The organism is Acidovorax sp. HMWF018, from assembly GCF_003061035.1.
Lineage (GTDB): Bacteria > Pseudomonadota > Gammaproteobacteria > Burkholderiales > Burkholderiaceae_C > Acidovorax > Acidovorax delafieldii.
The window spans coordinates 1-8,348 of record NZ_QAIM01000231.1 but is presented as its reverse complement, the minus strand read 5'-3'; the positions used below and the strand labels follow the sequence as shown (position 1 = coordinate 8,348).

The window sequence follows — 8,348 nt, the reverse complement described above, 5'->3', positions numbered from 1 at the left end:
GAGGGCAAGCCGGGATAAAGCCAGTTTTGGCTCATAAGCCTTCAGGTTATTTGAAATACGTTCTTTATTCGATTCTAGGGCTCAATCTGAAGGCTGAAGTGCTCCCAACGGTTCAATCAGTTTTCCCCATTCCTGCAGCGTAGCGATTGTTTGACGAATCTCTGAGGTTGCTTCAAAAGCCAGTTCGGGCAAGCTCTCTTCCGCAGAGCCTGACAATCCGGCCCCGTTGAGCACAGCGTGCGCCATTCCGTGAAGCCGCAGCAGTACATCCCGAAGACCGTCCTGACCTCGTGCGTTCCCCACAATTCTGTCTAGCTGTTCGACTGCGCGCAGCAGTTTTGAGGTGTCGTAGGTGCTCTGTAGATGTGTCAGCGCAGCCCTGTCCAGCCGACCATAGGCCGTGAGGACGGTGGTTTCTGGATCGCTCATGCTCCTGCTCCCTTTTGGCTGGCTCGCTGCCCCTCTGCTGCCACTGCAGCTGCAGCAGCTCGTGCACGCTTGGCCGCCTCACGAAACTGTGATTCCTTGACCCAGGGCTCCGGGGGCCGCTTCAGGTCGAGGTGATAGTTGCCAAACCGCTTGATACCCGAGGTCATGTAGGGACTCAGGTACTCAACGTCGGCCGCAGAAACGGGCTCCCCATCTGCGTACATTTCCTGCAACACCCGCATCATGTCCGCCGTGTTTTGCAGGATCACCGATGAGGCAACGAGGTCGATGAAGCGCACCCGCTTTTGCTGCTCGTTCGGATCGTTCTCATTGATCACGTCGCCGCCGAAGTCCAGCCATTTCGTGAAGGCATGGTACGACTCGATCTTGTTGGTCGTTGCGCTCACCTCCTGTCGCATTTCCTTGCTGGAAATCCAGCGCAGCAGGTAGATCGTGCGCAGCACGCGGCCAAGTTCGCGTGCCGCAGCAAACAGTCGGTTGTGACGCCCTTCCTGGCTGAGCTTGCGCAACAGCATCGGTGAAGCGATTTTTCCAGCCTGAATCGATATCGATACCTGCATCAGATCTCGCCAATGGTCGCGGATGAGCTTCCAGTCCACGACGTCGCTGAACAAGCGGTCAATATGCCGGAACCGCATCCCCTTTTCGGGGCGATAGAAGCGCAGATCCTTCCAGTTCCGAATGCGCGGCATCAGTTGGATACCCGCCAGGTGCGTGAAGGCGAACACCGTTTCCGACTGGCCATGGGTGTCCGAGTACACGGTATCGGCCTGAACGCTCAGGCCTGCCTTCATCAGGCCCTCGATGACGTAGACCGCCTCCAGTACCCCAGGTGGTATGAAGTGCCGAAACACCGCGATGTAGTTGTCAGCGACATGCCGATAGGCCACTGCCCCCATGCGCCGGTACCGAAAATGCATGCCCACCAGCAGGTTCTGGTCGTAGAAGTCGTGCTGAGTGCCATCTGCCGCGACCTTTTTGCCTTCGCCCCACAGCTTGGGTAGCTCAAGCCGCAGATACAGTTCGGTCAGATCCCGGCAGGCGTTGTCCAACTGGTCCAGGCTCATGTGCCGCTGGTTGGCATAGGACAGTTGATGTGGTGTCACACCGTTGGACAGATGACGCGCTGCCTGGTTGGGTCCCAGGTTGCAGCCCATGGCGAACACGGTGAGCAAGTAGCGCTCGCGTGCGTTGCGAAGTTTGGGATCGTCGCCCGACTGCGGTCCAAAGTTCCGGGTGAATCCAGTCCAGTGCTCGATGTTGGCGAGAACATCCAGCAGGTTGCGAGGGGCTGTGCGATTTTCGATAGCGGCATGCAGTGCGATGGCAGAGGCCGGAACTTCGCGCGCGGCAACACGCCGCAGCGTCGGCTCACCGTTGGAACCGATCACCACGTCTCCGGCATGCTGGGGAAACTCATCGTCGATTTTTTTGGCCGTCTCGGTGAGCAATTGCTTGAGTCCGTCTACGAAGTCACCTGCGGTGGCGGGTATTCCAATCCGGTCACAATAGGTTGGCAACTGCGCTTCGCACTCCTTCCAGGGCAGCAGTTGCAAGCGGTAGTCGGCAAATGACTCCGAGCCTTCAATGCACACATCGCCAGAGCGAAGATCGCCACACAAGTAGCTGAATACACACACTTCGAGGTAGCGGCGGTTCGTCGGATGGCCCAGCCCATGCGAACGACGCACCAGCTTGCGCCAACGTTCGGAGGCGAACGAAAGCGCCAAGTCATCCTCGATCCACTCGACCTTGCGATGTTCATTGGCCAGCACCACCTGCAGGGCATCCAGCAGACTGCGGTCTTGAGTAGCGGCCTCAAAGCGCAACGCCTTCGCCATCCGGAACATCGCCGCACGCCAACTGCTGAAGGCCTTCCAGACCAGTGGCAGGTGGTTGCCGCCGCTCCACACACGGATGGCCTCACAGTCCATGGTCAGTTGATCCAGGTCGCCGTGCGGAGCGAGCAGATCTCGAACGCGCTGCCCGGTGCTGGCGTCATCCAGGTTTTCTGCGAGGATCTCCAGCACCTGCTCCAGCGTGGCGACGAGTTCTTCGCTCAGTTCGCGCTGTCGCGCCTGGATAACCTGCAGTTCCTCTCTTGCGGTCTTGTGGATGGCTCCGATGCGGCGAATGAACATTTCCGCCACATCGTCGCGGGCCCTCACGCGCATTTGTCGGATCAATGCCAGGATCAATGAGTAGCGTTTGGCGGGCAGCAAGTCCTTCATGTCGCCCGCATCGAGCGCCGATGCCATGCCTGCCATGTAGTTCAGCTTGGTAACCGGAACGCCATCGAGCAACGCATCGCTGTCAGGCAGGGACTCAAGCCAGGTCAGTTGGTCGAGTAGCAAATCGAGATGCTTACGCGAGGCTTTTTTTGCCGATTTCTTGATCTGGTTGTACAGAGTTCGCCTTGCCGGCAATTCCGACTCCAGCAATCGGTCAAGCCATGTTCGTTGGGCCGAACTCAGGCGCTGGTTGATTCGCTCGTTCAATGCGGCCTCCGCGGCCGAGTGGGCTTGTTCAGAGATTTCGTCGAGCGTGCGGAACACTGGCAGCTCGTAACCCAGCCGCACCAACTCTTCGATGGTAATGTTGATGATGTCAACACGAGTCTCCACGATACTGGCGACCTGTTGGGCTATCTGGATAGCCAGCGTTCGTGTTTGCCCGTCGGTGTAGGGCTTCACACCAAGCAGTTCTCGAATCGCTTTGTGGTGTCGATACAGCGTGGCGAGCGAAGCGAATTCGATCTTGTCAGTCGGAGCGACGCCCAGCGTTGCTGAAACATGCTCGACAACCTCGGCTGGAATCGCATCGAGCGCGGGGAAGTGGCGCAGGAACTCAAAGCATTTGAGCAGCACCAACAACGCCAGGCGACGTTGCTCAGTGCGTGACTGTTGCTGCGCCCATTCAATCTCCTCGGGCTTCGGAGTGAACGACGCTTGCAGGTCTTTGAGCGTCAATATTCGAGGAAATCGAGGGTACGCAGTCCGTTCAATGCTCGCCATGGCGAATGCCCCCCACAATCATGTGCATATGGCCCGGCATCAGACGCCTCTCTTCCGTCTGGCTCTCCTTTTGACGCGCCAATGTCCTAAAAACTCCCCGAAGTGCTTTCGCAACTTCAGGTACAGCGTCTTTCTTCGACATTTCGGTATGAATACAAGGTGGTACCTACAGTCCCATTTCGTGTGATTTGGGCTTTCCATCTTGTCCATCCAGTTCTTCCTTTCGTTTGCTTGGCGGCCGGGTTATGGATAGGTGCGTTCGTGGTGTGGTATTCCGCTGCCTAACTGTCGCATCCCGCCCGACCAAGCAATCTTGAGTTGTCGCCATGCTTCGGCTGTATGCGGCTTTCAAATTTAGTGGGGACTACTTTTTGAAAAGACGTTGATCACGATGACTCCAGAAACGATTAGGGCCATGCCAGCGATTGCTGCAGCATCAAGCCGCTGTTTGAAAACGATCCAGGCAACAATGGCGGTAAGCACGATGCCAGCGCCGGACCACAGTGCATACACGATGCCAACCGGCATGACCTTGAGCGTCAATGAGAGACAGTAGAAGGATCCGGCATAACCTAGCGCCGTAGCCAGACTTGGCCAGAGATTGGTGAACCCTTCAGATGCCTTCAGGAAGGACGTTGCAATGACTTCGAGAACGATGGCTGCGGTGAGATAAAGGTAAATGTTCATGGTGCAATTTGTCTGGTGATAACGTGCAATGCCCGTGGTACCAGGCATGTTCTTTCGCATCGAGTTTTGAAAGGCAGCAAGTGACGTTCAGATGGGTGCCGGCGTGGCTTGAGACTCGTACTTTCGGTCCAGCCACCGCGATAAACGGCTATCGAACAGCAGCTCATATAAAGCGGGAACCATCCCGAGCGTGACCAGGGTGCCCAGCGCCAGGCCACCGATGATGGTGATTGCCATGCCCGACCAGAGGGGGCCGCCAAACAGCAGCAGTGGCACCAGGCCGGCCACGCAGGTCAGCTTGGTCATCACGATCGGCCGCAATCGTTGAACGGCCGAAGTGATGACGGCGTCTCTCGAACTGCGCCCTGCGTGGAGTTCGGCTTCGATGCGTTCCAGCAGCAAGACGGCGTTGTTGACGATGATGCCGGCAAGCGAAAGCAGGCCAAAGTTCGCCATGAAGCCCAAGGGCTCGCCAGCCAGCTTCAGCGCCGGTGCCACCCCGATCAGCGTGAACGGAATGATGGACAGTATCAGCATCAGTTTTCGGAAAGATCCAAACTGCCAGATGAACAGTATCAGCATGGCGATGCCCGCATGGGGAAGGTACTCACTGAGCGCCGCATTGGCTTCTGCGGCCTCTTCGATTTCCGCTCCGAGTTCAATGCTGTAACCTGGCGGCATTTTCAGTCCGGCGATGACCGGGGCCAATCGATCAACAACCTGCTGGGCGGTTTCTGTCTCGCTGCGTCCCTCCACCGTCAGCGTGCGAGAAAGATCTCGCCGCCGGATGACCGAAGGCTCCGAGCCTATGGACACTCGGGCGATGGCCGACAACGGCACCGGCGTGGCCCCTGCTGGATACACCAGCGTATTGGCCACGTCTTGCGTTTGCTGCCGCTGGGCCGCAGTGCCACGGACCACCACAGGCACGAGCGTGTCGCCATCGCGCAGCATGGAGACATCAACGCCAGAGAACCGGGCTGCCAGCGAATTGGCGATGTCTTCACTGGTCACCCCGAGTCGGCGTGCTTTGGCCTGGTCGATCTGCACGTCGACGCGCGGAACGCGGTTGTTCCAGTCGTCGCGCACACCGACGACGCCTGCCACCTTGCGCAGTTCTCCCTTGATATGTTCACCCAATCCCTTGAGCACCGTTTCGTCAGGGCCGAAGATGCGGTACGCCACCGTGCCCGAATCACTGGACCCCAGGGAGAACCGCTTCACCTCGCCTCGGACCTCAGGATAGGTCTGCGATAGATAGTCGCGCGTGCGCGCAATCATGGTGTCGAGCTCGTTCCTGGAGGTTACGCCCACCGTGAAGTAACCAATGTGCGAGGCAGGAAGCGGTGGATTCAGCCCCAGGATGATGCGTGGTCCGCCATCGGCGACATAGCCGATGCTGGTGGTGACCTCTGGATTGACCTGCTTGTCAGACAGCCAGCGGCTGATCTCTTGGACCTTGGCCAGCGTGGTGCGTGAATCGCTACCAGGTTGCAGCTCGATAGAGACCTGGTATTGAGGGCGGTCTGATTTCGGAAGGAATCCCGCAGGCACCGTCGATAGCAACAACATGGCAAGCGTAAGGAGAACGGCCATGGCGCCGAAGAATGCGAGCTTGTGATCAAGGACCGAGTTGATGGCGCGGCGGTAGATGCGGTAGAAGCGGGTCTCGGAATTGGCTTCGTGTGTTGCGTGAGGTGAGACTTTCAAAAAGTAGTAGCACAGCAGCGGGGTCACCGTCAGGCACAAGAGCCAGGAACCCAGCAAAGCGAGAGCCAGCACCACTACCAGGGGGCGGAGGTACTCGTTGATCGAGGTGTCGCCGAAGAAGAAGGGGGAAAACGCAAAGATGATCACCAGCGAGGACGTGAGCAACGGGATCGCCAGCGACTTGCCGGCCTGGATGCAGGCCTCGCGCCGCGCCTCACCTGCCACCATTCGGCGTTCGATGTCTTCGGCAATCACGATACCGTTGTCCACCAGCAGGCCCAGTGCGATGATGATCGCAGCCATCGAAACGCTGTGCAGCTCGATGTGCAGGAACTGCATGGCGATCAAGGTGCCCAGGATGGTCAGCGGCACGATGCTGCCAACGATGACGCCGGCGCGCCAGCCAAGGAAAAGCACGACCACCGCCATCACGATCACGATGGTCTCTCCCATCACCTGGTTCATCTTGCCCATTTCGCGTTCCACGACGTCGGCCTGGAAGGTGACGTAGTCGAGCGTGAAGCCTGCGGGTAGTTGCTGCTGGAGCTCGCTGACTCGCGCCTTCAGACTGCGTCCGAATGCTTGGATATTCTGGCCTGAGCGCATCGACACACCAAGCACCACCGCCGGCGCACCCTGATAGACGGCGGCGGAATCTGGCGGGTCGGCAGGCAGCACCTTGATTTGCGCAATATCGCCCAGACGAATCGTGTTCTCAGAGCGGCCATGGCGATCAGGCACGCTGAGGACGAATTCCCTCAGCGCTTGGAGCGACCGAATTTCGCCCGATGCCACCAGCGCGCTATTGATCCCACTCATCACCATCTGACCACCGGACAACACGACGTTTTGTTGCTGCAATTGCTGCAGCAAGGTCGGTGCAGCCAGGCCAAGGCCGGCCAGGCGAGCCTGATCGAACTCGATGTAGACACGCTCATCCTGCAGTCCGTGAAAGCTGATGTTCTGCACACCGGGCAGTTCGTAAAGCCGATCACGCAATCGTTTGAGCGGCTCCCGCATCTCGCTCATGGTGAAGCCTGGCGCGGTCACCGCAATCGAGGCGACGGCCACGCGGCCGAAATCATCGTTGATGACCGGTGGGAAGGTGCCGCTGGGGAACTGAGGTGATACCTCAGCGACCTTGGCCCTCACTTTTTGCCAGATCGGCGCCAGGTCGGGGTAGCTCTCTTGTATCGTGACTTGCACAATGACCGTACCGGTACGCACCGTGCTGACCACATGTTTGAGCTCTGGAAGCTCACGCAAACGCTGCTCAAGTGGTCGCGCAACCAGTTGCTCCATCCGCTCGACTGGCAGCCCGGGGTTGGAGACAAAAATCATCGCGTCGCGAATGGTGGTCGACGGCTCCTCCTGGGACGGAAAGCGCAGGAATGCAAAGACGCCTGCGACCAGTACCAGCACCGCGACGAACAACGTGAGCCGACTTGAGCCCAAGGCCGATTCGGTGATCTTCATGGCTTTGCTCCGTGAAGCAGGGTCGTGGCCGTGTGCTCGACAGCGGCCTGGCCATCGCTCAGGAAGGAGACTCCTGCAACTACCACCCGTTCACCAGCGCTCAACCCGGATTTAAGGGGGATGCGTCCATCGGGCAGCAAGCCATCGCCGAGTTGCACAGCGCGTCCCACCAGTCTGGAGTTTTCCAGCACGAAGACGCTGCCTTGGCCGGGATCGACGCCTGGCAACAATGCTGCAGCAGGTACCGACAATCCTCTGCTTGCAATTGCGGGTAGCTCGACTGAAACCATGGCGCCGCTGCGCAGAGCAGGCTCTGCGCCAATGAAGCGAAAGACGGCCTGCACCAGCGAACCGCTCTCATTGCGGCTGGAAATTCGGTCCAGCTTCAGCTGCATTGCGTCGGCTGGTTGATCGGTTTGGGAGGCAGTCGCCTGCGCAAACTGCCCGGGCGCAATGCGCGCTGCCACTCGCTCCGGGAGCATGGCGACAACCTCTAGGGAACGACCTGCTTCGAGTTGGAAAACAGGCAGACCCGCACTGATGTCGGCGTAGGGCTGGGCATTGCGTGCCACGATCACGCCGTCGAACGGCGCGGTAATACGCGACAAGGCCAGCTCCCGTTGCGCCAGCGCCAACGCGGCTTCAGCCGCCTGAAGCTGGCTTTGGGCGATGCGATACTGGGTTTGGACGGACTCCAGCGTGGGAGCGGAAATGATCTGGTCTTTGGCAAGCGACTCGTTCTGCCGCAGTTGGGTTGTACGCTCAGCCAGCGCCGCGACAGCTGAAGTGCGATCAGCCTGGGCCTTCTCAATGCGCCGCAGGGCGGGCGATTCGTCGAGGCGGGCCAGCACCTGCCCCGAACGTACGCGGTCTCCCACATCGACAAGGATGGCGCTGATGCGCCCAGCCGACTCGAAGCCGAGTTCGGCACGTTGGCGCGCGCGCAGTGTACCGATGAACGATTCTCCCGTTCGCGCTTCACCGCTGGCGATGACCTCCACCTTGACGGGG

The 8,348-nt window shown here is 59.2% G+C and carries 5 protein-coding genes and 1 pseudogene; all 6 read right to left on the bottom strand.

All coding sequences use genetic code 11. The features are described 5' to 3' along the window. Positions 1-81: 81 nt before the first annotated feature. Positions 82-429, bottom strand: coding sequence for a Tn3 family transposase post-transcriptional regulator TnpC (tnpC, locus tag DBR23_RS08190; RefSeq protein ID WP_108497901.1), 348 nt, complete (start codon positions 427-429; stop codon positions 82-84). Further along, complete coding sequence (locus DBR23_RS08185) at positions 426-3,464, bottom strand: Tn3 family transposase (protein WP_108497900.1); 3,039 nt, start codon at positions 3,462-3,464, stop codon at positions 426-428. Before DBR23_RS08185 ends, tnpC begins: the two co-directional genes overlap by 4 nt. A 13-nt stretch (positions 3,465-3,477) precedes the next feature. Further along, positions 3,478-3,674, bottom strand: a pseudogene (locus DBR23_RS30390) (transposase); the annotation flags it as partial. 144 nt (positions 3,675-3,818) lie between these two features. Beyond that, entirely contained in the window at positions 3,819-4,151 is a 333-nt protein-coding gene (locus DBR23_RS08175) for an SMR family transporter (protein WP_108497902.1), read from the bottom strand. An 87-nt stretch (positions 4,152-4,238) separates the two neighbouring features. Next, positions 4,239-7,337 carry an efflux RND transporter permease subunit gene (locus DBR23_RS08170; RefSeq protein WP_108497899.1) on the bottom strand — a complete coding sequence of 1,033 codons (3,099 nt, stop codon included), beginning with the start codon at positions 7,335-7,337 and terminating at the stop codon, positions 4,239-4,241. Then, a partial coding sequence (locus DBR23_RS08165; RefSeq protein WP_108497898.1) for an efflux RND transporter periplasmic adaptor subunit occupies positions 7,334-8,348 on the bottom strand: 1,015 nt, incomplete at its 5' end. The genes DBR23_RS08170 and DBR23_RS08165, both read right to left, overlap by 4 nt.

What these genes read in the sequence shown, in the direction of transcription:
- tnpC (WP_108497901.1), bottom strand. Translation starts at nt 429, where the DNA reads ATGAGCGATCCAGAAACCACCGTCCTCACGGCCTATGGTCGGCTGGAC.
- DBR23_RS08170 (WP_108497899.1), bottom strand. Translation starts at nt 7,337, where the DNA reads ATGAAGATCACCGAATCGGCCTTGGGCTCAAGTCGGCTCACGTTGTTC.
- DBR23_RS08175 (WP_108497902.1), bottom strand. Translation starts at nt 4,151, where the DNA reads ATGAACATTTACCTTTATCTCACCGCAGCCATCGTTCTCGAAGTCATT.
- DBR23_RS08185 (WP_108497900.1), bottom strand. Translation starts at nt 3,464, where the DNA reads ATGGCGAGCATTGAACGGACTGCGTACCCTCGATTTCCTCGAATATTG.